Here is a 25,351-nt window from a genome sequence, read left to right on the forward strand (position 1 = left end):
CCCTACAAACTCAGTCGGGTTGATATTCCTTTAAAGGGTAACCAAACCACACCCAAGCCGAAGTTAAAGGCTGATAAAACCAAGGGAAGTATTATCTTAGATGATGTGACTACATTACAAGGTGTGCCTAGTATAGCATGGGAATATATGCTAGGCAATCGTTGCGCCTTAGAGTGGATTTTAGATCAATATAAAGAGAAGAAACCCAAAGACCCCACCATTGCAGAAAAGTTTAATACTTACCGGTTTGCAGACTATAAAGAACAGGTCATAGATTTATTAATGCGCGTGTGTAGAGTCAGTGTGGAAACCATGAATATTGTTAAGAGGATGTCTGATAGCTAGGGAGACAAAACTTAGAAACCACCCTCTCAAAGCCATAGAAAATAAACCTTTGCGTACCTTTGCGCCAACCTTTGCGCCCTTTGCGTTTAACAACAGATATAGTCGCCACCCAGGGAGTCCGTACAAACCACCCTCTCAAAGCCATAGAAAATAAACCTTTGCGTACCCTTGCGCCAACCTTTGCGCCCCTTTGCGTTTAACAACAGATATAGTCGCCACCCCGGGGGCGTAAGATCCCCGACTTCTCAGATAATTAGAGATAATCTTAGGATAATTTAGCTAGAAGTCCGGGATATGTGGGGTATAATTTAGCCAAGAGCATAAAAAACATATATGAATTCAACGCCAACTAATCAGAGTGACCAGGAAACCATCAACCCAGACCTTACGCCTTTAGAGCATCCAGAACCTTGGGCTTTTGTTGTTCATGACAATAACGTCACCATTGGAGGGCATACTTTTTTATGTATTGATGGTCAACACCTGAAGGACTACAAAAACAAGGGCGTATCTACCAGCAAGATTGTTGATGGTAGACTAGTGCTACAAGTCCTCAAAGGACCTGATGAGAAAAGGGCTAGAACCTTACTGTCTGTAGTCGGTGAACTCACCCCAGAAAACAAGGTGATTAAGTTGGATAGACCTAAGAAAATGGTGGAAGTGCATGACCCTGTAAGTTATGCTGCTTACTTACAAGGTAATCCCCAAGAGTTTACCAATGTAGTCCGTATGATTACCGGCTTTATCATCCATCCAAATCTAGAATAGAATAAATACATTCACAACTTCTGGAGTTTTTCCCGTGGGCTTATTTGATGATTTGAGTCGGTTTCTAGAAGACCGTTTAGAAGAATTCTTGCGTAATAATCCCCATCTGGAATTAGAAGCGCTGTTAGAACAGTTGCGACAGCAAGAAGAAGATACTTTAAAACTGATTGCAGATTTAAAATTACAAGAAAAGCGATCGCAAGATCAAATCCTATCCACCGCCCAAGAAATTCAGCGTTGGCACATCCGGGTACAAAAAGCTCAAAATGCAGGTAGACCGGATTTAGCCGCAGCAGCACAAGCAAGGGAAGCCGCCCTATTACGGGAAGGTAACCAGCGATGGGGACAAATGCAGGGGTTAAAAGAACGCATCACCCAATCTCAAGAACTACTCCGGAAAATTCAAGCCCGCCGTCAGGAGGTGCAAGCCAAAGCCACGGAAGCCCAAACAGCCCGCGCTCAAAGCCAGCAGCACTTAAAAACCGATGGCTGGTGGAATTCTACTAGCAATTATACCACAGGATTCGACGATTTAGAAGAAAAATTTCGCCGTTGGGAAACTGAAGACGAGTTAGAACAAATGAAACGTAATTTAAACAAATAAACAAATCAAGCCTTTTTCAGGCTAATGAAGTACACATCAATTCCCTATTCCCTGTTCCCTATTCCCTGAAACTAAACAACTTTGTACCTCACGAGCATGGGAAATGCTATAAACAAATAAAAAGTAAATAAAAAATAACTATCGGGATTGACGGATCAAACCTTGCCAAGTAATTGTCTGCTTTGTGGAACGTTCACCCAAAGAACGAGTAGCCACTACCTCAATATCAACCTGTGTCCCTGGAAGTATAACATCCTTGGGAATCTTTAACTTACCCAAAGCTAAGATAAAACGGTTATGGTCACGGGTGACAAATTCCCCGGGAATCTTTCCCTCATATTCAGTTATGTAATTAGGGAAGTCAGCAAACCTATCTCCTACCCGGAATTTTACCTGAAATTCAGTGGCAATTACTTCCGACTGAGCCGCCAAATCTACTACTTTTAATTTGAGGTTTTCCCCAGCATCAGCAAATTCTGCCACTGCTAACCTGGTGACATCCCTTTGGGGTATAGCATAGTTAACAGTAAATGTGGTGAGATCAGGGTCAGTTTTATAGCTACCTTCAACCCATAAATCATCAGGGAAGCTAATTTTTACCTGTTTGCTATCAGTTAAACTCACTATGACAGGTTGACCATTAAACCTAGAAATGGGTTGTTTCTCCTGCCAAATCAGTTGAAAATCAACTTCTAGACGCTGTTCAAACTCCCGATATTCATCACCTATCACAGAACCAGGAGCCAGGAGAGAAGCAGCACCCCGGCGCAGGTTCCACTTATTTTTGGTAAGTTGATACTGCTGAGTGGTTAGCTGTTCTATTGGCAGTTGTAGCTGGTAATTCTCCACTGCTAAGGGTTCCTTGCTGTTAACAATACTCAAGGTTCCTAGGCGGCCTCTATCTCCATTTCTACCATCTATACCATGACTCCCAGTGCCGCCATCATAACACCGATAACGCTTCTTGGTGCATTTATAATCTGGTTTACCACGGGTTCCTGTACAGGTTTCTATCTCCCAACTGCGTCTATGACATCTACAACCCAATGCACCCCTACCACCCCGTCCACCTCTTCCACCTTCTCCAGGGGTACTATTAACAAAAATTGACCGCAAATGTGCAATATCTGGGTAATAAACAGTCAGTGAGCCACCATTCCCGCCATTTCCGCCCCTACCGCCATTCCCCCCTCTACCGCCATTTGGTGCGTGAATATCATGGCTGGTATTCCTATTGTCGCGATCGCAATCGGGTCTATGGCCATCACCACCGTCTTCCCCTTCTTCTCCATTTTCTCCCCACAGGTTAAGGTTGAGTGATGAACTATCGACAAAAATAGTTTGATTCCCAGCGTCACGACCATTGCGCCCGGGTCGGCCATTTATACCACTGTTCCCATCTCTGGGATAACCTCTACTGACACGATCGGATTTTACAGCAATAGCTGGACATAAAACTGAGCCAGAGGCAGGTAACAAGCTAGTCAACAAGCAAAATGTCAGCAACAGTGGGAGCTTAGTACTAAAACCTTGAGCAATCACGGTATACCTCCCTGGTATTACTCCGTGATGACGTTTTTCAGCTAAATTTGCTCCCAGTCTTTCGATAAAAAAAGTGGTTCTGTAGATCACAAAACCACAAAACCACAAAATTTCCCAAACAAAAATTAATTATCTCACCTAACGAACTGCGCCATGGGTAGAAACAGTATCAATGGGTTTCATTAAGTACAAACGCAAAAACTGCCACCCATGAGAGATATAAATGGGCAGTTTTTGGAAGAATTGTAAGAATTTGGGCGTTTTGGAGTTGGCGATCGCAGTTAATTTTTCATTATTCTGGATACACACATCTAAACGCTGATAAAACTCAGGGTTATCTACATCCAGCATCAAGGGGAAGACTCGACCCGCATTTTCATTGGTCTTTTTAATCACATAGATGTCGTATTCTCTGGCATCCAGACCAATAGAAGCATAAAAATCTTGACGCTGAATATCATTCAGATACATAGTAGCAAACACCGACAACAAGAAAAAGCGGCTCCACAGCTTGGCTTTCCAGTCGTTCAACATTTGCGGCTGGGATCTCATAATAGCGTCAAAGAAATCCCCATGACGGTTTTCATCTTGACACCAGTTTTCAAAGAACCGGAAAATTGGGTAGATTCTATCTTCAGGATTTGCTTCTAAATGGCGATAAATAGTTATATAGCGCCAATAACCAATTTTTTCTGAAAGATAAGTAGCGTAGAATATGAATTTTGGCTTAAAAAAGGTATAAGCGCGGCTCTTAGTCAAAAAGCCCAAATCTAGGGACAGATTGAAGTCTGACATAGCTTTGTTCAAAAAGCCCGCATGACGAGCTTCATCTCGTGACATGAGGTTGAAGCACTCAGCTAATACGGGGCTTTTTCCCTTTAAACGGCGACCCAGTTCTTTGTACAGTAAAAATCCCGAAAATTCTGCTGTACAGGAACGTTCTAGGAATTCCACGAATAATCGGCGAGTTTCCCCGTCAATATGCTCCCAGGACTGCTCAAACTCCCCATCTCTAACGAAGTGATGGCGGTTGTAGTCAGCACGAAACTCTTCTAGGATGGCTTGTAACTCGTCTTCATTGACGGAGATGTCCATCTTAGCCATCTCATCAAAATCGGTGGTGTAAAAACGGGGTGTCAATAGGGTTTCTTTAGCCGGGACTTTTACCCCTGGACGGATTTCTTCAAAGCCTGGTTTTTTGAGGGAATCTACCATGTTTTAATTGCTCTTTTGTCTTTAGGATCTTGATTACAAAGCCTATACCAATTTTTTGCTGAAAGTGAGAATACATCTGGGTGTCCAGACGATTATATCTGTTACACAGTCTGAGTCAATTGGTATCGGGGTCATGCTCTCGCAAGGCGCAGGAGACCAGAATAGTTTATTTGTATAAAGTTCAGTCTACCAATATGCAGCCTAAAATTTAGTATATAAAAAGTTAAGAGTTGCAACAATATTTGCTGCTTCCAGGAACTAATCATCAGCAATTAGTAGTCATACCAATTAATATTCCCTATCTTCGTGAATGAGTTTGTTAGAGTGTTGTTAGAATAGCACACACATAATGATCATTGGACAAATCTATGTGATTCAATTAAATACAGTTACTTCTACTACAGATAATTAAGTATTATTCCTGAATGTGTCCCCCGTTATATCAATGATTGGATTGAATCAGACCCTTAAATTACCCCGACTAACCTGGAAGTCAATCAACATAAAATCTCAAGGGTGGAAAATAAGATGAATCCTGAAAAAAATCAGCATAATGACCGTCTTCTTGTCTCTTATATCTTGAGTGCAGCCTTATTTTTTGGCTTAGGAGGATTGCATCGTTTATACAACGGTAAAATCGGCACTGGTCTGTTGTGGCTGTTTACTGGGGGTGTATTTGGTGTAGGGCAATTTGTAGATTTGTTCCTCATCCCCAATATGATTAATGACTATGAACAGAAACTGAGAGCTAAAGCGGGTTTGTCTCCCATGGGTGTACCTATGAATCAACAGGCAATCGCCTCTCAAGTCTATCACCCCACTGGTGAGCAATTAATGATTGCATTGCTTCGCGCCGCAGAAGCTAAGGGTGGTACTTTGACCGTTACTCAAGGTGTAAGTGCTACAGGTGCAGGCTTTGCAGAAGTAGAAGCTACGCTGAAGGAAATGTTAACATCAGGCTATGTCAGAATAGGTAACAACCCCATTACTGGAGTTGTCACCTACTACTTTGACGAACTTAACTAATTTCTACCTAGCCACTTTTGACCGTTTAAACGCTGCACTAAACCAAATACTAAAAGGTCTAATGTAATTTTGCGCTCATCAATTAGGAATGACTCCAGTGTGCTGGGTTTTTTACCTTCGTTACAGGAAAATCCCTTTTTGCCAGTGATACTTTCCTCTGGGAAATATACATTAAACTGACGCTGGCCATTTTGCCAACTACCGATAACTTGCCAACACTCTTCGGCTGACTGAAAGCCCGCGATGGGAAGTTTCTGTTTGGCAAAGGACAGCTGTAAGTCCTGTACACCTTGCTCGGCGATCGCTTTTTGCAAAGTTGGTAAGTAGTGCTGCTCCATAAACTCCACAAAGGGCTTATCTTCCACAGCTGGGGGTTTTTCCTTTTTCGCAGCAGCTGCGGGTTTTTCGGCTTTGGGGGCTACTTCTGCCCCTTGATTTTGATTCTTTTCTTCTGCCATTGCTCTGGTCAATCCTTTGTCTAGCTTGGGGAGCGATCGCTCGGTTTTTCGTGGTCGGTTAACTTCATTTTGACATAGGACAGCCAGGCGATCGCGGTCAACTCAACCTGCTATGCACCCCCAATGACTAATCACTACCTAATCAACCACCAGCCACCGCTGGGACAATACTCACCTCATCCCCATCTTTCAGGGGTGTATTTATCCCATCTAAAAACCGGATATCTTCACTATTAACATAGAAATTGAGAAACCGTCGCGCCTGTCCTGTCTCATCGCACAACCGGGATTTTATCCCTGGACAGTTTTCCTCTAGAGAATCGAACAGCTCGGATACATTACTACCAGTGCAAGTCAGGGTAGCTTGGTTATTAGTAAATTTTTGTAGGGCGGTGGGAACTAAAACTGTAACAGCCATAGAACTAAAAATTTGCGAGTGAATAATAGAGTTAAGAGTGCAGCTAGGAATTGAAAGTGAGAAAAAACCCTTAACTCACAACTTCTAACTAAACTAGAACTTGTTGCCATTCCAAGCGGTCAAGTGTGCGAGAGCGCTCTAAGGCACGTTCAAAACTATCGAGTTTAGCATCAATTGTCAAAGGTTCACCGACGTAACCTTGAACTGCTTCTTGGGTTTTCAAACCATTGCCGGTAATGTAAACCACGGTAGTTTCATCAGGGTCAATCTTACCAGCTTCGACTAATTTTTTCAGCACAGCCACGGTTGTCCCCCCTGCTGTTTCTGTAAAAATACCTTCAGTTTCTGCTAATAGCTTGATGCCTTCAATAATTTCTGCATCATTGACCGATTCTATATTACCGCCAGTCTTTTGGGCAATTTCTACCGCATAAATCCCATCGGCTGGGTTACCAATGGCGATGGATTTAGCAATTGTATTTGGTTTTACCGGTTTAATAAAGTCGCGACCTTCTTTGAAGGCTGCGGCGATGGGTGAGCAACCTTCGGCTTGAGCGCCACTAAAGCGGACATTCTTACCTTCTACTAAACCGACTTCTACGAATTCTTGGAAACCTTTATAAATTTTTGTAAACAAAGAACCAGAAGCTAGGGGCGCAACAATGTGATCTGGTAGTTCCCAGCCTAATTGTTCTGCTACTTCAAAGCCGAGAGTCTTGGAGCCTTCAGAATAATAAGGACGCAAATTGATATTGACAAAACCCCAACCGTGTGTATTAGCAACTTCCGAGCAGAGACGATTCACCTGATCGTAGTTACCCTTAACTGCCATCAGTGTGGGACTGTAGATTAAGCTGCCTAGAATTTTACCAGCTTCTAAATCTGCGGGGATGAATACACAACAATCTAAACCAGCATAAGCGGCGATCGCAGCTGTAGAATTTGCCAAGTTACCAGTGCTAGCACAGGACACGGTAGTAAAACCCAATTCCCGCGCCCGGCTGAGAGCCACTGACACCACCCGATCCTTAAAGCTCAGGGTGGGCATATTCACAGCATCATTTTTAATATAAAGTTTATTGAGACCCAGGCGACGAGCCAACCGGTGGGAACGTACCAGGGGAGTCATACCTGTTCCCACATCTATAACATTGTCAGTTGCGACGGGCAGAAAGGGACGGTAGCGCCAAATAGAGTTGGGTCCAGCGGCGATTTTTTCACGGGTCACACTCAGCCGCAACTCACTGTAGTCATACTTAACTTCCAGTGGACCAAAGCATAACTCACAAACATGACTGGCTTTAAGTTCGTATTCCGCACCACATTCTTTACACTTTAAAGCTTTTAAAGTCGAGGTTGTTGATTGCGTATCTTTGGTGATTGCCTGAGTCATAAATGAAGCCTTCCCTGTTTTGTCAGTCAACTGTGAATTGATGCTAACACGACTCAAAATACCCGTCAAACATACCCGACTATTATTGTCGGGTATAATGGTGTAATTCATATCACAGTATGTTTCAACAGGGAAAAAATCCCTGAGATAGAGCCGTAAATCAGGAATGACACCCCATTAGTCAGAGGAGAAAGAATTGCTCACTGATTAGGATGGACTGGAGGACATAAAAAGCCTTGAAATCCAATAGAGTCGGGACTTGTGCCCTAAATCCCCACCCTTGCCAAATCAAGGCACTTGATAGGAGCCATCAATATGACAATCACAGGACTGGATATCTTTGATACGACAGTTCAAACTACAATTCCTTGGGTCAATGACCTGTGTAATAAACTGGGCTGGGAAAGTAAACACCAAGTCTTTCAAGCCTTGCGTTCCACATTGCACGCCCTGCGCGATCGCCTAACTGTACCAGAAGCAGCACATTTAGGAGCGCAGTTACCCATCCTCCTAGGGGGGTTTTATTACGAAAACTGGCGACCCGGAGCCACCCCCACCAAAGAAAGGAATAAAGAAGCATTTTTACAGCATATCCGTGATGACTTCCGCAGAACCGAACCAGACATAGATGCGGAGACTGTAGTCCGTGCCGTATTCCAGCTACTAGCTGAACGGATCACCAGAGGCGAAATTGACGATGTGATTAATATGATGCCCCCAGCATTACGAGAACTCTGGCCTGAAGAAGTCCGAGTTTAATTGATTTACCAAAGAATTATTATACAAATTCAACGAGGGACACAATGGAATATGAACAATTTCTCGATGCTGCGGGTAAACTCTCGTTCATCCCAGATAGAGAAACAGCTGATGCAGCCGTCAAAGCAGTTCTGGGAATTTTAGCCAGCAAACTAGACGAAGAACAAGCACACCAACTCACCGACAACCTTCCTGAGCCTCTTAACTATCAAAGACTGCACTCCCACCAAGTCAGAAAGCTGCCTATTTCCGCTGATGAGTACATTGCTGTGATTTGCGAACAATTCAAATTAGATGATATTCAAGCTAGTGAGCTAATTCAGGAAACTCTGCGAGTCACCAAAGCAGCTGTCAAAGACAAAATCCAGGAATTAACATCCCGCCTACCTGCTGACTGGAGCGCCTTAATTGAATCCGCTTAGGAATGCTGCATAAAATACATAACCTCACCCCCAGAAATCACAGGTAAACAGGGGTGAGGCGCAATATTTTGATTTCCAAGGTATTCTCAAGTCATCTGTGTAAAACCCTAGCGCTATGAGATAGGAGTTTTAACCTCTGGCTCCTTTCTGGACTGAAATATCCAACCAAAAAGTCTGGATTGTCAATATGATAATCTTGTTATTATATATACAGTATGTTCTACTTAGATGAGATATAGATATTAATTGTAAAAATATTGTGATATATGCATCTTGCCCCCACTGGGGTAACTCAATCAAATCAAATATCCTGTATAATATTTAGGTAGTTAGTCTAAGTAAAAATAGGCATAAGTAATATTAATGATTAACTAATTTCCTACTACCATGACCACAATTAGCGAATATTTATTTCATCGATTACACAGCCTCGGTGTTCAACATATATTTGGCGTGCCAGGAGATTATGTTTTAGACTTGATGGATGTTTTAACCCAAACTCCTATAAATTTAATTTGTAACTGTAATGAACTCAATGCCGGTTATGCAGCAGATGCCTACGCACGGGTTAAAGGTTTAGGTGCTGTTTGTATTACCTACGGTGTTGGTGGCTTTAGCTTAGTTAATGCGGTAGTTGGCGCTTATGCGGAAAGGGTTCCTCTGGTAGTAATTAGTGGTGCGCCTAACAGTTCGGTGAAGAAAACTAACTTGCTTCTACACCACACCACGGGAGACTATAACCTCCAACTGTCCATTATGGAAAAAATCACAGTTGCTGCTGTCAGTCTGACTATAGCCAGTCAAGCCGCAAATCAAATTGACCAAGCTCTGGCGGCTTGTCTCCACTACAAACGACCTGTTTATATTGAAATTCCCCAGGATTTAGTACATCAACCTTGCAATGTTCCCAAAAATCAACTCTGTTCCTCATTGAAGTTAACAACCCCAGAAACATTACCAGAAGCTTTAGAAGAAGCCGTAGAAGAAGCAGTTCAATTATTGAACAAAGCACACCACCCCGTAATTTTAGCGGGTGTGGAATTTCATAGATTTAATCTAGAAAAGCAACTGTTGCAACTTTTAGCAACTACTGGTTACCCGGTAGCTACAACCATGCTGGGTAAATCTTGTATTTCCGAGATGCACCCCCAATTTATTGGCAATTATGTAGGTGCTTTGAGTCGAGATAATGTGCGTCAACGCATCGAAACCGCTGACTGTGTATTGTGTCTGGGTGCAATTATGTCTGATATGAATTTGGGCATATATACAGCTGACCTGAATGCCCACAAGTTAATTAATGCTAACTCAGAGAAAGTCAAGATTAAGCATCATTTTTACCAACCTGTTTATCTGGGAGATTTCATTGATGGTTTAATTAACAAGCTACACAAAAAAGATGCTCAAACTTTAGAATTTACCCCTGCTGCGGATGTCATCTCCACAAGTTTTACACCCCAACCTGAAAACAAACTGACTAATGGGCGGTTTTATGAACGCATCAACCATTTTCTAGAAGATGCTTGTATTGTCATTTCTGATACTGGAGATGCAATTATCTCTACAATGGATTTATTAATGCCTGAAGAGACAGATTTTATTGGCCAAGCCTTTTATTTATCCATTGGTTATTCTATCCCTGCTTGTTTGGGTGCAGCTATGGCCGATCGCGATCGCCGCCCGATAATTTTTGTGGGAGATGGAGCTTTTCAAATGACTGTTCAAGAACTATCCACCATTATCCGCCATCGGCTGAACCCGATTATTTTCCTAATTAATAATGATGGTTATACCATTGAGCGCGTCATTAAAGATGGCGCTTATAATGATATCCAACCATGGAAGTACCATCAAATACCACAAATCTTTGGTGAAAGTTGGAGTTGTGAAGTGTCTACAGAAGGGGAATTAGAGATAGCTTTAGCTCAAGCCAAGGTGAATACTGAATGTGTTTCTTTAATTGAAATTCACCTAGACAGGTTTGATTGTTCCCATGGACTAATGCGGCTAGGTCAAGCTATGAGTAAAAAATGATGAATCTCACTCTATCATAACAGTGTAATTACTGAATTATCTGCCATAAATCCACATAGCGGATTAGAAACAAAGCTGCTCTAATTTTTGGAAGTCTTGTTGGACTTCCCGCCAGAGAGTCTGATTATTATGATCTGTATTCAGAGCTTTTTTGAGATAAATTCTCGCTTTTAACAATTGATTTTGGGACATTAAAACCCGTCCCCAGATTTGATAAGCGACGGCTTGCCATTGGCGAACTTCTTTGTCTGTGGGTAACCGTGCTGCTAAAGCTTCCACTAGGGCGATCGCTTGGGAAAATCTTTTTTCCTTGAGAAATCGTTGCAGCTGTTCATAAGTCTTCCACTTCAGGCGCTGCTCTATTTCGGCAATATTAGGCGGCTTTGCTCTTGGGGGCTTTTCTAATTTAACAGTAGTCGTGGGCGGTTTTTGGGAACGTTTGGATTTGCTATGATTAGGCCGCAATATAGAAGAATTACTTGAGGGTGGGGAGATATCCTCAGCAGGAACTACCGTTAAGAGGAACTTGTAAGCTTCTGTTAAGGCAATAAACTTATCTTTAGTTCTGATGTCATTGGGATTAACATCGGGATGATATTGCTGTGCCAATCGTCTGTAAGACGCTTTGATGTCAGCCAAAGAGGCTCCTGACTTTAAACCCAATAAATTGTAGCAATTTTCAAGATCCATAGTGATCTATCAGCTATTAGCTTCCAATCTTAAAATTCTCACTATAAACACTAATTATATATTTATTAGTTCATATTGGACTGTTTTACCGGAATTTTAACCCCTGGAGTTAACCCCAGGGTCTTTAGTCATCACGACCGGTAAAATTAGCATGAGTGCCTCCATGTATCCTAAACTGATTTAAAGATTAAGGTGTGAGTCTCATAGCTCCCCCAAACCCCCTGACAAAGATAAAAACGAGAAATCAGGCTTGTCTGATTTTTTTCCCGGACTAAAGGAATCTTAAGAAATGTGGAAAAGAATTGTATTTATTTTGCTATTAGTTTTGAGTATCAGCCTCAGTAATCCTGGTGTAGCTGCCGCAGCCGGACTGAAAAGTTTTGTAGACTCTTATGATGGTTATGAGTTTTTATACCCTAATGGCTGGTTACAAGTTAAAGTTGACAATGGCCCTGATGTAGTGTTCCACGATTTGATAGAAATATCTGAAAATGTTTCTGTAGTTATTAGCCCGGTTCCTGATGATCAAGATTTGACAGAACTGGGAACACCCACAGAAATAGGATACAAATTAGGAAAAGCGGTTCTTGCTCCCCCAGAGTCTGGTCGTTCGGCGGAATTAGTCAACGCTTTGCAACGAGAATCTAATGGGAAAACATACTATATTCTAGAGTATGAGGTAAAACTTCCTAATCTAGAAGACAGACATAATGTCGCCAGTGTTGCTGTCAGCCGTGGTAAATTGTTTACCTTTAATGCATCAATTCCCGAAAGGCGTTGGCAGAGGGTTAAAGGCTTGATGGCAAATGTTGTAAATTCTTTCTCGGTGTATTAACAAGGTAATTTCTCCCCTGGACTAAATACAACTGACTATAGTATGGGGAGCCGTCATAGACGCAAATCATGCTCCCCGCCAGCATTTCTTTTAGTTTCTGTGGTTTTGACTGCCATATTTTAGCAAAAGTCTTATGACAACACCTCAATTTGTACTCGCTTCAGCTTCCCAAGCACGCCACCGCTTGCTGCAAACTGTTGGGATGAAAGTGATAGTTAGACCTAGCGATTTTGATGAGTCGCAAATTCAAGTCAATGAACCAGCAGAATTAGTCCAACTTCTCGCACAACGCAAGGCGGAAACTGTAGTTCCACAGTTTGAATCAGCTTTGATTATGGGTTGTGATTCGGTGTTGGCTGTGGATGGTAAAATTTATGGTAAGCCAGTCGATGATGCTGAAGCTATAGCCCGTTGGCAATTAATGCAAGGTAAATTCGGCGACCTGTATACTGGTCATGTGTTAATTGACCTCTACCAACATCGGACTTTAGTTAGGTGTCAGGTAACAAGAGTATATTTCGCTAAAATGAGCGATCGCACAATTCAAGCCTATGTCGCTACAGGAGAACCTCTCAGGTGTGCGGGGGCTTTCGCCCTGGAGGGGTTTGGTAGTTTATTCGTGGAAAAAATCGCCGGTTGTCACAGCAATGTCATTGGACTGAGTTTACCTCTGCTGCGGCAGATGCTAGAAGATTTGGGATACGAAATTACTGATTTCTGGCATTAACGGTAGACTGACAATTAACCCTAGGATTGAATTTGCTCAAAAAAAATGTCATTTACTCCTACTACTTCGCTGCGAGAACAACAACATCCCTTAATTCATCAACTAGCGGATTGTATTGAGGCTGTTTGGCATAAACACTTAGAACTATCACCTTACCAATTACCTGCTGAACTGGGTTATGTAGAAGGTAGACTAGAAGGCGAAAAACTAATCATAGAAAATCGCTGTTATCAAACAACCCAATTCCGCAAAATGCACTTAGAACTAGCAAGGGTGGGAACTATGCTAGATATTTTGCATTGTGTAATGTTTCCCCGTCCAGAATATGACTTACCAATGTTTGGTTGTGATTTAGTTGGGGGTCGAGGTCAAATTAGTGCGGCGATCGCAGACCTATCTCCCGTAGACTTAAAAGGCAAGTTACCAGAATCATACAATACCAAACTAACAGCACTCACAGATGTGAAGTTTTCCCAACCCCGTGAATTACCCGAGTGGGGTCATATATTCTCGGAATTTTGCATTTTTGTCCGTCCTGGTTCCCCAGCAGAAGAGAAAATGTTTCTGTCTCGTGTCCAAGAGCTTTTAGAGATTCATTGTACCCAAGCCATAGACTCCAGTCCAGTTTCACCAGAAAAATCACTGCAAATCCTAGCAGGACAACGGGAATACTGCACCCAACAGCAACAAAACGATAAAACCCGCCGGGTACTAGAAAAAGCCTTTGGTTCAGACTGGGCGGAAAATTATATGACCACAGTCTTATTTGACTTACAAGAATAGTTCTTCTAGCAGAGGGGAGGTACTATGTCAAGTGTTGTTAATCTCCCCATCTGTAGGTTCCGTTACCTTTTCTCATAACTGATGAATGTAGAATTTATGCAAAGAAACTTGAATGGAGTTAGACAACAGTAGCAAAGTCTGGAAATATTCGCCATATCAAGGAACAGCTAAAAAACCTACTAATTAGTTGAAAGAAAATTTAAGGAAACCGTAATGTTAGGAATTGTGTTTTTGATATATCTTGGTAGCAGATCATTGACTAAGATTTTTGAGTCAAGGTGTGCCTAATTAACCTGTATATATAGCCTTGGTTTGTGAGCCTGTGGTATTGGTTTTTATGACGGAATCAAGGGCAATGGCTGGCAATAATCATCGCTTATTCCCAAATATTCACAGAGAATTGGCATGAAAAAATGCTCACTTTGTTAGCAGAAAATTTCTTTGATAAACTGTGAGTATAGCGGCGAAAAAGCCAAAAAATAGGGATATTTTCCGGGTAAATAGGCGATGGCGAATTTTATTTAATAAATTTATACCAGGCTGCAATCATCCTTAGAGTTGGCAGATGTAACCTGCAATAACACAGCATCATGTTAGACATATCTAGGGTTGAGGGTGCATCAGATAGCAGATTTTTAGCAATTATCAGCGTGCTAGTGAGTAAAAACTATGGGATTGAATTTACAGTAGTTTTGTTTTTGTTTATCGCATTTCCCATGGTCGTGAGGTACAAAGTTTTTTAGTTTCAGGGAACACCGTAACAAATTGGTGTGTATTTCATTAGCACGAAAAAGGCTTTAAGTAAATGAACTACACATCTTAATACCATCAATATTTTCGACTAGGCATCTTCCCTACCCAGGGTAGCTCATGCACATGAAATGCGCTGTCATCCCAATTTGAAAAAAGAGTGTAATGCATAGAAACCGAGAAACAAAACATAGGTAAAGTCTCACGCATCTTCAGGTATCACCACCGCTGATTCGGTTTTTTATTTCTATAAGCACAATTCAACAAACAGGCAACAACCATGTCAAGGGTGACTGAGAAGCCAAGCTCAAGAGAGCTGCTACTGGAATCGGAACAACCTAAGATTTGGTGGGGTATTGCTGTAGCCTTACCAATTCTCATCGCTGCTGGGCTACTAACTACAGCTAAAGTGGAGCAGCTAAAAAAACTAGGCTCCTCTGTACCCATCAAGCCAATGACTAACAGCATTAGCGCTGTGGGGCGTTTAGAACCAAAAGGACAGGTTTTAAAACTCTCGGCGCCTGCAGCTGGATTGCAATCTTCCTCACGGGTGCGGCAGATCTTTGTGAGAGAAGGTGAGCGGGTAAGAAAAGGTCAAATGGTGGCGATTTTAGACAACCATGACACCCAACTAGCAGCACTGGAGGAAGCAAAAGCCAGACTGCAAGAAGCGCGCGCTAATTTAGCCCAAGTCAGAGTTGGCTCCCCCAGAGATGTGGAAGCTCAAACAGCAGTTATTGCTCGTTTACAAGCTGAGTTAAACGGAGAAAGGGATGCTCAACAAGCGATGATTGCTCGCATAGCAGCCCAGTTGAGTGGAGAAAAACTGGCTCTACAAGCAACAGTGAATCGTCTAGAAGCTGAACTGAGAGGACAAAAAGAGAGTTTAAGAGCAAGTATCCAACGCATTCAAGCCGAACAGCGCAATGCTGCGGTTGATGCTTCCAGGTATGAGATGTTGTATCGAGAAGGTGCTATTTCCCAGCAGGAGAGGGATAGAAGAACATTGGCTGCGGTGACTTCCAATCAGCAAGTTATTGAAACCCAAGCTACCCTGCGACAGGTAGAGGCGACTTTACGACAACAACTGGCTGAGGCCAGAGCCAACCAGGTAAAAACGATCACCACCTTGCAACAGCAGCTGGTGGAAGCCAGAGTCAACCGCGATAAAACCATCATGGCTTTACAAAGTCAAATTGACGAACAACAAGCCAGACTCAGGAGAATTCAAGAATTCGGACCCACTGATGTTCAAAGGGGAGAAGCTCAAGTTAGTAATGCTCTGGCTAATCTCAAAAGAGCAGAAGCAGAACTGAAATTAAGTTATGTTCAAGCGCCCATTGCTGGAGAGATTTTAGCAGTGCATACAAAATCAGGAGAAGCTATCAGCGCCAATGGTATTGCTGAGATAGGAGAAACTAATGAGATGACTGTTGTTGCTGAAGTCTCAGAAGACAGTATTGCTCAAGTGCGGATAGGTCAAACTGCTAGTATCACCAGCGAAAATGGAGCATTTATTGGGGAATTAAAAGGCACAGTCACAGAAATTGGTAGAAAAATCGGCAAAAAAGACATCTTGAGTACAGACCCAGTAGCAGATGTAGACGCTAGAGTTGTGGAAGTGAGAATTTCCCTGACTCCAGAAGATAGTGAGCGAGTTTCTGGTTTTACTAATGCTAAAGTAATTACCCAAATTAATAAAGGAATAAGTTCTGATTGAGCATTAACAGCAATGTGGAAAAAGAATTTAACCTATCAAAGATTTCAGGTTTTTGCTGGAATCTTCCCATCCCTCATTCCTTGAACAGCTTTGTTAATTAAGCATAATGGCTCGTAAAATACCCCTGTCTTGGCTGCAACTGACCAGAGACAAAAGTCGCCTAGCTGTCGCTTTGGCAGGAATTGCCTTTGCTGATATTTTGATGTTTATGCAAATTGGTTTCCGGGATGCTCTCTATTATAGTAATGTGCGGCTACATAGTAGCTTAAATGGGGACATTGTTTTAATTAACCAACAATCTAATGCTTTATTAGCCATGGAACAATTTTCTCAAAGAAGATTGTATAAAGCCTTAGAATTACAAGCGGTAGAGTCGGTGCATCCGATATATTTGGATTATACAACCTGGAGAAATCCTATTACAGGTCGTCCTCGGAGTATTCTCATATTTGGCATGAATCCAGAATCTAATCTGTTTGATTTGCCTGGTGTTCAAAGTCACTTGGAGCAATTGAAACAGCCTGATGTAGTTTTATTTGACCGTTCTTCGCGGGAGGAATATGGCCCCATTGCTTCCCAATTCAAGGGAGGAAATACTTTAATCGCAGAAGTACAAAGAAGACGAGTTAAAGTAGGTGGATTATTTACTTTAGGTACATCTTTTGGTGCGGATGGTAATTTAATTACCAGTGATGTTAATTTTCTGCGGATATTTAGAAACCGCCAAAGAGGATTGATTGATATTGGTCTGATTAGATTAAGAGCAGGACAAAATCCTAATGTTGTCGCTCAACAATTGCGTAATCATTTACCTCAAGATGTTAATGTCTTAACGAAACAAGAGTTTATTGATTTTGAGCGCAATTACTGGGCAACTAGTACTGCTATTGGATTTATATTCAGTTTAGGTACGATAATGGGCTTCATTGTCGGTACTGTAATTGTTTATCAAATCCTTTATACTGATGTTTCCGATCATTTGTCAGAATATGCAACTTTAAAGGCAATAGGTTATACACAGAAATACTTGTTGATGGTCATACTCCAAGAAGCATTTTTATTAGCTTGTTTAGGATATGTTCCAGGATGGATTTTTGCTATGTTCCTCTACTCTAGGGCTAGAGAAGCTACACTACTACCAATCTTTATGAGTTATAGTCGGGCAATAACCGTGTTAATCTTAACTATACTTATGTGTTTTATCTCTGGTGCGATCGCTGTACGTAAATTACGTTCTGCCGATCCAGCAGACATCTTTTAATTTCAAAATAAATCGAAATTCTGCATCTAGATCGAGAATTTCGATTTATAATTGGGACTTGATATATATTCACCATTTACAGGCACTACAGTTCTGAGACGGAAATCCTAACACCTACTCACCCACCTAAATATGAGACAAGAACCTGTAATTGCTATAAAAAATCTCAATCACTACTATGGCAAAGGTGCACTAAGGAAACAAATTTTATTCGACATTAACCTAGAGATTTACCCTGGGGAAATTGTGATTATGACTGGTCCATCAGGTTCAGGTAAAACAACCTTACTAAGCCTCATTGGTGGTCTGCGGTCTGTACAACAGGGAAGTCTCAAGTTTTTAGATGTAGAAATGTCTGGCGCTAGTCAAAATCAACTAGTAAAAATTCGCCGTAATATCGGTTATATTTTTCAAGCTCACAATTTGTTGGGTTTCTTAAGTGCTAGACAAAATGTACAGATGGCGGTGGAATTGAATGATCATGTCACTCCCCATGAGGCAATTTCTAAGTCAGAAGCTATGCTGAGTGCAGTGGGTTTAAAGGACAAAGTGAGTTACTACCCAGAGAGCCTTTCTGGAGGACAAAAACAAAGAATAGCCATCGCCCGCGCCCTGGTCAATAATCCTCCATTGGTGCTAGCAGACGAACCAACGGCGGCTTTAGACAAACAATCAGGACGGGATGTGGTGCAAATCATGCAGAGTCTGGCTAAAGAACAAGGAACTTCTATCTTGCTAGTGACTCATGATAACCGCATCTTAGACATAGCCGATCGCATTGTGGAAATGGAAGATGGTCTTTTAGCTCGTGATTCTCAAACAGTAATTAACAGTGACAAGCATTAATTTGGTTTCCATCAGCTGTATGATAGTTATTTTTTACCGCTGATGGAAAACGCACTATGTATAGTCCGCTCAAACCACTGTCTGAGGCTTCATTAACTAATATTGCCCTTGTTGCCACAGATATGGATGGTACTCTCACTGAAAGGGGTAAATTTTCCGCTACACTACTGCAAGCTTTAGAAAAGCTAGCATCTGCCGGCATAAAAGTATTAATTATTACTGGGCGTTCCGCCGGTTGGATGAGTGGAATAAGTCATTTAATGCCTGTTGTCGGTGCGATCGCCGAAAACGGCGGTTTATTTTATCCATCAGGGAGGGAGGAGCCAGTAAGTTTAACAGCCATTCCTGACTTAAAAGCCCATCGCCAGAGTTTAGCCGTCACCTTCGAGTTCTTAAAAACAATATTTCCTCAAATTCAGGAATCAGCGGACAATCGTTTCCGGGTCACAGATTGGACTTTTGACATCGGGGCTTTGATTCCAGATGAATTACAAATACTGGGTAATCTTTGTCAACAAATGGGCTGGGGATTTACTTATAGTACTGTGCAGTGTCACATTAAACCCCAAGGGCAAGATAAAGCTATAGGATTACTGCAAGTTCTGCAAGCATATTTACCTGAAATTTTACCCAAGCAAGTGGTCACCGTTGGTGATAGTCCCAACGATCAAAGTTTATTCAATCAAAGTCAGTTTCCTATTTCCGTGGGTGTAGCCAATGTCACGAAGTATGCACACCAGCTAGAACATCAACCTAGTTATATTACCCAGGCTGCTGAAGGAGAAGGATTTTGCGAGTTATGTAATTATATCTTACATAGGAAGGCAACTTAGTTTGATCTATTACGGTAAATTAAGCTGCGGGTATTTTCCCCGACTTGAGTGTAGCTCACGGGGAGAAACTAATAAACAATTGAATTTTTATTTAACAAAACTTCATATTATTTATGAATACAACAAAAAGATAAAAATCATTACTTTTTGAAGTTATCAAGCTATTTGTAACAGATAATTTATAACTGTAGTGAGAACTACTTTTTCAGTTAAACTCTGAAAATAGAAGGTCAGCAATTATTATTTTTTATGAATACCATATCTACAGTTGAATTCAAGCGCCCAACTTGGGAAACGGCTATCATCTTGGCTTTGGGCTTTTGGTTGAGTTCTAGTCTAGTTCTAGACTGGGTAATCATGCCTAGCCTCTATCTTTCCGGTATGATGAGTCAAACAGACTTTACCATGGCAGGTTATGCGATTTTTTGGAACTTCAACCGCATGGAATTATTATCTGCGTCTGTAGTGTTAACTGGCGTACTGGCTTTGAGTCAAGCCAAATCGCGCTGGAATCCTAGGGTGATTGTATTTGCAGTCATGTTACTTGCTGTCACCTTAGTAGATACCTATTTCTTGACTCCGCAAATGTGCGCTGTAGGTATTAATCTAAACTTATTTGCCACAACTGCGACAATTCCAGGGGAAATGAATTTACTACACAGTGGTTATTTTGTCCTAGAAATTTTCAAAGTATTAGCCGCAGGAACACTTTTAAAGTGGTGCTGGCAACAACAAGTTTAGTAGGTTGTGTGTAATCTTAAATTGCCTTATTCAGCATCGGTTGAGGCTTCGCTAAACAACAGCAAACGTGCAGCCAGAACTGCAAACCCTACAGCCGCGATCGCCTTTAATAAGCGCGTCGGTAATAATTCCGCCACAGCGCCCCCAGCTAATGCTCCCAAAAAGCTGGTGAGCAATAGCGCGCCAGCGGTACCAAAAAATACCGCTCGCCGAGATTGGGAACGCCCAGAAAGTGCGATCGCAGCTAATTGACTTTTATCACCTAATTCTGAGAGAAATACAGTAATAAAGCTCAGTCCTAAAAGATGCCAGTCCATAAGTTTGTGGATAGTTAGAGAGTGGGGGGTGAGTTGCTTAATTATGAAATACATCCCAAAACAGCATGACAGAAATCAGCAATAACATCATCCCGGCTGATTTTTCTACCACTTTGGGACTGAGGCGATTAGCAATCCAACCCCCTAAAAGCACGCCTAATAGACTAGTGGTAATTAGGGCTACTCCAGCACCAATAAAAACTACCCAGGGCGCATGAGATTCTGCACTCATTAGTAAGGTGGATAGCTGGGTTTTATCTCCAATTTCTGCCAAAAATATAGTCAGGAAGGTAGTAGCAAAAGTTGCCACCACCGACTCCTGCCGTTTGGGACTATCTGTAACTACAGTTAAGTTAGATGAATCCCTATCTTTGATTTCTGGCTGGTTGTCAGTCTCAGCAGTGACAGAATTTATCGGTACAGAGTCAAGTTTCACGGGCGGTAGTTTTCTGAGAGTCTTTCATAATTCTCTCATCTTCTCAGATGATCGTCATAAATTGCAACCCTATTGCAGAAAGTGACTTGACTTCAGAATCCCACAGCTTGATTAAACCGGATAATTTCCAAACTGCGATCGCCATAGACTCCCTCTATTTGCTCACGACAGCAGTCAATAGCAAAATCATTGAGTTCTTCGGGTTCAATTCCATACATATCCTCAAATATATCTGCCTCTACACGGCAAAAACGGGGACGATTAGCATATATACTGCATTCTCGGCTGTCATGGTCAAAGTTAACGCACCATCCCCCCTCGCCCACCATACTCAGGTATAGCTCTAATTCGGACGGGGTGAGATACTCCTCTAAATCTGGACGATCTGCGGGTTCAAGATTACAGCAGGCGCCACATTGTTTCACACATTGCCAGTTTGCCATTTTATGGACTTTCCTATAGTTTTGTTAAGTAAATTAAATGTAACAGCCCCAAGCCAGATATGATAAATGGCGAGTTTTGCAATTGAGTGACTGTGTTTTTCAAAAGTTAAGGGGATCAGGGAAAAATGTTTGACGCTTTGAGCAGTATCAATTGGGAAGTTATCTTCCAGTTAGTTTCTGTAGGACTAATCCTCATTGCTGGTCCGGTGGTAATTTTTGTACTGGCATTTCGCAACGGCGACCTGTAGGACTGTGATATCCGGAGTTATCAGTTTTGAAACTTATAACTCCGAAATCATTACCACCAGAGGCTGAAAGACAGCTTGGATAAGCTTTTCATACCTTGGTTGAGCTCATCCTAAGCTGACGATGGTCTGACACCGACTAACTCCAACTCAATACTAGTAGTACCATTAAAGTAATTTTCTCGTAACTTGTAGGCAATATCTAATCGTGGCGGTAGGGGGAAGTAGTCTCCCCACCTCCAGGCGATCGCTTTGATTTTATACTCTTGATGATTAATAGTTTGACTGAGTGTTAATTTAATGTGACCTTTACCAACAATTTGCTGGGAAATCACTTGTACATTCCCTGTCGAGAATAAGGGGTCTGGGTTTTCCATACCACAAGGATGAAGAGCATTTAGTTCTTGGTAGAGCTGCTGATTGATTTGACTCAGTTCAACTTCAGCATCAATTTTAACTACTGGCTTGAGGTGGTGTAGTTCTAGACAGTGATTAGCAAACTCAGATAATCGTGATCGCAATAAGTCTAAATTATCTGCTGCCAAAGAAAAACCCCCAGCTGCCTTATGTCCGCCAAACTTACCCAGTAAACCATGACAATATTGTAACGCTTCAAACACATTAAACTCAGGAATACCACGAGCCGAACCGCGAATATGTCCACCACCTTCATAAGTGCCAATAAACACAGGCACACCGTAGCGCTCCACCAAGCGAGAGGCGACAATACCAATTACACCATGATGCCAATCAGGTTGTACAACCACTAATACCCGGTATTTGGGGAGAGTAGAAACAAACCACTCCTCTACATAAGCGATCGCTTCTTGTTCAATTGCCTCGCACATCTGCTGACGACTAGTGTTAGTTAGCTCACACTGCTGCGCACATTCTAAGGCTACCGTCATATCATCGGTAGTTAGTAATGAAATCACCGTCTGAGGGTCACCAATACGACCAATAGCATTAATTCGTGGTCCCAAGCGAAAGCCGATATCTTCTGGTTTTAAAGATTTAGAAGAAGTATTTCCCCCTGGGAATAGTTCCCCTTGTCCCTCTTCCCTGACCTGCAAACCAGCCACCTGAATTAGGGCTTTAATCCCTGGTAAATTAGACTGAGGTAAATGTTTTAATCCACGTTTTACCCAGCGACGATTTACACCTATTAAAGGTGCTAAATCAGCGATTGTACCTAGGGTAAATAAAGCCAACATGGGCTGCACTAAGCCTTTAATCGCTCCCAACCGTTGCCCTAGAGATACTGCTAAAATATAAGCAACACCCACACCCGCCACACCCCGATAAGGTGAAGACTCTGCAATTAGTTTGGGGTTCAGGATGGCGTTAGCTGGAGGTAATTTAGGGGGGATGTCGTGGTGGTCGGTGACAATCACATTCATACCAAGTTCTCTGGCTCTGGCTATGGGTTCATAAGCAGAAATCCCATTATCCACAGTCAGAATTAGGTTTATACCTTCATTGTGAAACTCTTCAACAATGCGTTGATTAATCCCATAACCATCACGCATACGACTAGGGATGGCATAATTCACATCAGCCCCAAAACTCCGGAGACTACGCAACAGTAAAGCCGTGCTAGTCATACCATCGGCATCATAATCACCACAGATGGATATTTTACCATGGGATGCGATCGCTTGCTGCAATAAATCCAAACTAATCGACAAGTCAGGAAATTCTTCTAAAGGCGAAGGTAAATTTAACGACTCAGGATTTAAGAACCCTTGTGCTGCTTCTGGGGTAGTAATGCCACGATTAATTAGTATTTGGGCGATAATAGGTGCAACATTAGTTACCCCCGCCAGACTAGCGGCGCATTCTGGTTGCTGGCGATAAATTTGCCAACGCTGAGGTGGTAGGCGCTGTTGAGATATGGTTGATTTTGGTAAGGCTTCCTCTAGCACAATTATTCAAGCATATTAAACTAAGCCGGTCAGTCACCCAACCGACTCGTCTACAAAACCGTACGTGAAACTTTCGCTTCATACGGCTCCTCAATGATATGGTTCTTGTCATGAATACCTACAAGACTTCCATCACTGGCTGTCTTCTTGTCGTGGCAATGTCTGTGCAATAGTTGTAGATTTTTGGATTCATCTCTTCCACCTTTAGAAAGGGGTAAGATGTGGTCTACTTCCATTACATCACTGTCCCTAAAGTAATGCCCACATTCTGGACATTTACCCTTTTGCCTCTTAAGTAGAGTCGATACTCTTTTATTGGCTTCGGGATGGTTTGTCATTCTTGAACTCCAATATACCCAATCACCGTCAAATGGCGAGGCGTTACCTTTAACCTTAATATGACGTACTATGGGAGTCTCTGGGTGTCTAAACAGTTTGATGAACTTATCATCCATCTTTACTGCAAATTCCCAGTTATTACCTCCGATTGTATGCCAATACTTATTGGTTATCCATTTCCCAGATTTATTGGGGTGTCGGCGCTTTGCCCACCTATAAAGACGTTGGTAAACCTGTTTAGAGATATTGTTGAAAATTTCTTTACTTACTACCGATGAGTAGTAATTACACCATCCCTTGATTATAGGGTTAAGTTTACTTATCAATCCCAATTGTGGTGTTGGTAAGTTTCTTTTAATGGTGTCCGAAACCTTTTCGTAATGATTCTTAACAGATTCCTTGGATGGGGTGATGATGGTTTTAAATCCTAGTATTTCCTTATTTGTGTTGAATCCTGAGTTGTATTTACCAACCGAGCATTGCTTTATATTGAAGCCAAGAAAATCAAATCCTGGTTTCTCTGATTGGTGTTCATACAAGGTATGAGCCAATCTGGTCTTACTAGGTTTTAATTCCAATCCCATTTCATTTAGCCCTTTGACTAAGCTTTCCCTGCATTGTTCGATAACTGTCAAATTTTCATGCAAGATTACAAAGTCATCTGCATATCTGATGATTGATATTGCCTTAGCCTTATTTATTTTAGAGCTTTTACCAGGTAATTTAGATACGAAATCTTTTATGATTTCCTCCATACCATGTAAGGCTATATTTGCCAAAAGAGGGGATATAACACCACCTTGCGGTGTGCCTTCTTCTGTGGGGAATAAGACTTTATTATCAACCACACCTGCTTTTAACCATGCCTTGATTTGACGGCGTAGTTTAGGGTAGGTGTTCAGTTTCTTTAACAATGCTTGATGGTTAATCTTGTCAAAACATTTGGCAATATCAGCATCTAATACAAATTTTGGTTTGTATCTGATGGCACTGAATATTGCTCCTATGGCATCGTGACATGAGCGCCCTGGTCTAAATCCATATGATTTGGGTTCAAACTTTGCTTCCCATTCTGGCTCTAATGCCAGTTTGACAAGCGCTTGTAATGCCCTATCATACATTGTAGGTATTCCTAGGGGTCTTTTCTCATCTTTTCCAGGTTTGTCTATCCAAACTCTTCTGGTTGGTCTGGGTTTAGACCCTAGTTTTAACTCCTCTACCAATTCCAATCTTTTGCTGGGTGATAAAGCTTTCACTCCATCTACACCGGCGGTTTTCTTTCCTTGGTTGTCTTGAGTTACCCTACGTGTAGCCAAAACTTTGGCAGACCAAGACTTCATCAGCACCTTTTGGAGTCCACGAACAACCTTGACATCACCACGGGCTGAGGCTTGATAAATTCGTTTTTGGATTTTGTAAACGCGACGTTCTAACTGTTTCCAGTTAATCGTGTTCCATTCTACCGTAGTCTTTACA

26 protein-coding genes and 1 pseudogene are annotated in these 25,351 nt (G+C 41.9%); 16 read left to right on the forward strand and 11 right to left on the reverse strand.

From position 1 onward, the window contains the following. The 3 genes from PN447_RS16850 to PN447_RS16860 form a co-directional block, all read left to right on the forward strand. The coding region (locus PN447_RS16850; RefSeq protein WP_334311111.1) for a type ISP restriction/modification enzyme at positions 1–345 on the forward strand (345 nt) is incomplete at its 5' end. 333 nt (positions 346–678) lie between these two features. After that, entirely contained in the window at positions 679–1,113 is a 435-nt protein-coding gene (locus PN447_RS16855; RefSeq protein WP_271764162.1) for a hypothetical protein, read from the forward strand. A gap of 34 nt (positions 1,114–1,147) precedes the next feature. Beyond that, positions 1,148–1,717: a TIGR04376 family protein gene (locus PN447_RS16860; protein WP_271764163.1), complete on the forward strand. Its 570-nt coding sequence runs from the start codon at positions 1,148–1,150 to the stop codon at positions 1,715–1,717. 138 nt (positions 1,718–1,855) lie between these two features. Here the strand turns inward: PN447_RS16860 and PN447_RS16865 are convergent, their stop codons facing one another. Together PN447_RS16865 and acsF are read right to left on the reverse strand one after the other, a co-directional pair. After that, positions 1,856–3,256 carry a collagen-like protein gene (locus PN447_RS16865; protein WP_271764185.1) on the reverse strand — a complete coding sequence of 467 codons (1,401 nt, stop codon included), beginning with the start codon at positions 3,254–3,256 and terminating at the stop codon, positions 1,856–1,858. 141 nt (positions 3,257–3,397) lie between these two features. Then, complete coding sequence (gene acsF, locus PN447_RS16870; protein ID WP_271764164.1) at positions 3,398–4,474, reverse strand: magnesium-protoporphyrin IX monomethyl ester (oxidative) cyclase; 1,077 nt, start codon at positions 4,472–4,474, stop codon at positions 3,398–3,400. A 528-nt stretch (positions 4,475–5,002) separates the two neighbouring features. Here acsF and PN447_RS16875 point away from each other — a divergent pair. Further along, positions 5,003–5,500, forward strand: a complete 498-nt coding sequence (locus tag PN447_RS16875; RefSeq protein WP_271764165.1) for a TM2 domain-containing protein — start codon at positions 5,003–5,005, stop codon at positions 5,498–5,500. Here PN447_RS16875 and PN447_RS16880 read toward each other — a convergent pair. The 3 genes and pseudogenes from PN447_RS16880 to thrC form a co-directional block, all read right to left on the reverse strand. Continuing rightward, positions 5,497–5,919, reverse strand: a pseudogene (locus PN447_RS16880) (DUF2996 domain-containing protein); the annotation flags it as partial. The gene PN447_RS16875 and the pseudogene PN447_RS16880 overlap by 4 nt on opposite strands. 181 nt (positions 5,920–6,100) lie before the next feature. Next, complete coding sequence (locus PN447_RS16885) at positions 6,101–6,376, reverse strand: MoaD/ThiS family protein (protein ID WP_271764167.1); 276 nt, start codon at positions 6,374–6,376, stop codon at positions 6,101–6,103. Between the two features lie 88 nt (positions 6,377–6,464). Continuing rightward, positions 6,465–7,769 carry a threonine synthase gene (thrC, locus tag PN447_RS16890; protein WP_271764168.1) on the reverse strand — a complete coding sequence of 435 codons (1,305 nt, stop codon included), beginning with the start codon at positions 7,767–7,769 and terminating at the stop codon, positions 6,465–6,467. A gap of 315 nt (positions 7,770–8,084) precedes the next feature. Between thrC and PN447_RS16895 the strand changes: the two genes are divergently transcribed. The 3 genes from PN447_RS16895 to PN447_RS16905 all read left to right on the forward strand — a co-directional run bounded on the left by PN447_RS16895 (position 8,085) and on the right by PN447_RS16905 (position 10,984). Further along, a complete protein-coding gene (locus tag PN447_RS16895) occupies positions 8,085–8,528 on the forward strand; it encodes a DUF2267 domain-containing protein (protein WP_271764169.1) in 444 nt (147 codons plus the stop codon). Positions 8,529–8,572: 44 nt separating this feature from the next. After that, positions 8,573–8,950, forward strand: coding sequence for a DUF2267 domain-containing protein (locus PN447_RS16900; RefSeq protein WP_271764170.1), 378 nt, complete (start codon positions 8,573–8,575; stop codon positions 8,948–8,950). Positions 8,951–9,337: 387 nt separating this feature from the next. Further along, entirely contained in the window at positions 9,338–10,984 is a 1,647-nt protein-coding gene (locus PN447_RS16905; RefSeq protein ID WP_271764171.1) for an alpha-keto acid decarboxylase family protein, read from the forward strand. 63 nt (positions 10,985–11,047) lie between these two features. On the opposite strand, the gene PN447_RS16910 is transcribed toward PN447_RS16905, so the two are convergent. Then, positions 11,048–11,674 (reverse strand): J domain-containing protein, encoded by a 627-nt coding sequence (locus PN447_RS16910; protein ID WP_271764172.1) that lies wholly within the window; start codon positions 11,672–11,674, stop codon positions 11,048–11,050. A gap of 289 nt (positions 11,675–11,963) precedes the next feature. Between PN447_RS16910 and psbP the strand changes: the two genes are divergently transcribed. The 8 genes from psbP (at position 11,964) to PN447_RS16950 (ending at position 20,170) form a co-directional block, all read left to right on the forward strand. Then, entirely contained in the window at positions 11,964–12,509 is a 546-nt protein-coding gene (psbP, locus tag PN447_RS16915; protein WP_271731158.1) for a photosystem II reaction center PsbP, read from the forward strand. Positions 12,510–12,642: 133 nt separating this feature from the next. Beyond that, positions 12,643–13,236, forward strand: a complete 594-nt coding sequence (locus tag PN447_RS16920) for a Maf family protein (RefSeq protein ID WP_271764173.1) — start codon at positions 12,643–12,645, stop codon at positions 13,234–13,236. Positions 13,237–13,281: 45 nt separating this feature from the next. Further along, positions 13,282–14,019 (forward strand): phycocyanobilin:ferredoxin oxidoreductase, encoded by a 738-nt coding sequence (locus PN447_RS16925; protein WP_271764174.1) that lies wholly within the window; start codon positions 13,282–13,284, stop codon positions 14,017–14,019. Between the two features lie 1,030 nt (positions 14,020–15,049). Beyond that, on the forward strand, positions 15,050–16,489 hold the full coding sequence (locus PN447_RS16930) for an HlyD family efflux transporter periplasmic adaptor subunit (protein WP_271764175.1): 1,440 nt from the start codon (positions 15,050–15,052) through the stop codon (positions 16,487–16,489). 106 nt (positions 16,490–16,595) lie between these two features. After that, a complete protein-coding gene (devC, locus tag PN447_RS16935) occupies positions 16,596–17,750 on the forward strand; it encodes an ABC transporter permease DevC (protein WP_271764176.1) in 1,155 nt (384 codons plus the stop codon). Between the two features lie 132 nt (positions 17,751–17,882). Further along, positions 17,883–18,596, forward strand: coding sequence for a DevA family ABC transporter ATP-binding protein (locus tag PN447_RS16940; RefSeq protein WP_271764177.1), 714 nt, complete (start codon positions 17,883–17,885; stop codon positions 18,594–18,596). A gap of 56 nt (positions 18,597–18,652) precedes the next feature. Further along, a complete protein-coding gene (locus PN447_RS16945) occupies positions 18,653–19,429 on the forward strand; it encodes an HAD family hydrolase (RefSeq protein WP_271764178.1) in 777 nt (258 codons plus the stop codon). A gap of 249 nt (positions 19,430–19,678) precedes the next feature. Beyond that, the gene (locus tag PN447_RS16950; protein WP_271764179.1) at positions 19,679–20,170 is read left to right on the forward strand and encodes a hypothetical protein; all 492 of its coding nucleotides are present in this window, start codon (positions 19,679–19,681) and stop codon (positions 20,168–20,170) included. A gap of 26 nt (positions 20,171–20,196) precedes the next feature. On the opposite strand, the gene PN447_RS16955 is transcribed toward PN447_RS16950, so the two are convergent. The 3 genes from PN447_RS16955 to PN447_RS16965 form a co-directional block, all read right to left on the reverse strand. Next, complete coding sequence (locus PN447_RS16955) at positions 20,197–20,487, reverse strand: TMEM165/GDT1 family protein (RefSeq protein ID WP_271764180.1); 291 nt, start codon at positions 20,485–20,487, stop codon at positions 20,197–20,199. A 37-nt stretch (positions 20,488–20,524) separates the two neighbouring features. Further along, entirely contained in the window at positions 20,525–20,923 is a 399-nt protein-coding gene (locus PN447_RS16960) for a TMEM165/GDT1 family protein (protein ID WP_271764181.1), read from the reverse strand. A 92-nt stretch (positions 20,924–21,015) separates the two neighbouring features. Next, positions 21,016–21,366 (reverse strand): YkgJ family cysteine cluster protein, encoded by a 351-nt coding sequence (locus PN447_RS16965; RefSeq protein WP_271764182.1) that lies wholly within the window; start codon positions 21,364–21,366, stop codon positions 21,016–21,018. A 125-nt stretch (positions 21,367–21,491) separates the two neighbouring features. Here PN447_RS16965 and psb30 point away from each other — a divergent pair, with 125 nt between their 5' ends. After that, on the forward strand, positions 21,492–21,614 hold the full coding sequence (psb30, locus tag PN447_RS16970) for a photosystem II reaction center protein Ycf12/Psb30 (RefSeq protein ID WP_200987685.1): 123 nt from the start codon (positions 21,492–21,494) through the stop codon (positions 21,612–21,614). A gap of 110 nt (positions 21,615–21,724) precedes the next feature. On the opposite strand, the gene recJ is transcribed toward psb30, so the two are convergent. Together recJ and ltrA are read right to left on the reverse strand one after the other, a co-directional pair. Beyond that, positions 21,725–23,536, reverse strand: a complete 1,812-nt coding sequence (recJ, locus tag PN447_RS16975) for a single-stranded-DNA-specific exonuclease RecJ (protein WP_271764183.1) — start codon at positions 23,534–23,536, stop codon at positions 21,725–21,727. A 50-nt stretch (positions 23,537–23,586) separates the two neighbouring features. Then, positions 23,587–25,351, reverse strand: a 1,765-nt coding sequence (ltrA, locus tag PN447_RS16980; protein ID WP_271764184.1) for a group II intron reverse transcriptase/maturase, incomplete at its 5' end; no start/stop codon positions are given.

This window comes from Anabaena sp. CS-542/02 (assembly GCF_028331085.1).
GTDB lineage: Bacteria > Cyanobacteriota > Cyanobacteriia > Cyanobacteriales > Nostocaceae > Anabaenopsis > Anabaenopsis arnoldii.